A 626-nucleotide genomic window follows, 5' to 3' on the forward strand; every position below is an offset into this window, starting at 1 on the left:
GTGCCGGGATAAAGGCTCAGGTCGGATACCGGAGCCCGCGGGCACGTAAAGGTGAGGCCAGTATCGTGTCGCCCAACAGGCTCCAGCGACAGTTCAATCCGGATGCTCCGGATGAGCGTTGGGTAACGGACATAACCTACATCAGGACCCACGAAGGCTGGCTGTATCTTGCCGTAGTTGTTGATCTGTTCTCACGCAAAATTATCGGCTGGTCCATGCAATCCCGGATGACAAAGGACATTGTCCTGAACGCACTGCTGATGGCTGTATGGCGGCGTAATCCCCAAAAGCAGGTGCTGGTTCATTCGGATCAGGGCAGTCAGTACACAAGCCATGAGTGGCAGTCGTTCCTGAAATCGCACGGCCTGGAGGGCAGCATGAGCCGTCGCGGTAACTGTCATGATAATGCGGTTGCAGAAAGCTTTTTCCAGTTGTTGAAACGCGAACGGATAAAGAAAAAGATCTACGGAACGCGGGAAGAAGCCCGCAGCGATATTTTTGATTACATCGAAATGTTTTATAACAGTAAGCGTCGGCATGGTTCTAGCGATCAGATGTCACCGACAGAATATGAAACCCAGTATTATCAACGGCTCGGAAGTGTCTAGATTATCCGTGGCGATTCA

The 626-nt window shown here is 51.6% G+C and carries 1 protein-coding gene; it reads left to right on the plus strand.

The window, feature by feature from the left end:
* A partial coding sequence (locus tag JK231_RS25385; protein ID WP_211729920.1) for an IS3 family transposase occupies positions 1-608 on the plus strand: 608 nt, incomplete at its 5' end.
* Positions 609-626: the final 18 nt, after the last annotated feature.

This window comes from Pantoea sp. JGM49, from assembly GCF_018257655.1.
Classification (GTDB): Bacteria; Pseudomonadota; Gammaproteobacteria; order Enterobacterales; family Enterobacteriaceae; genus Pantoea; species Pantoea communis.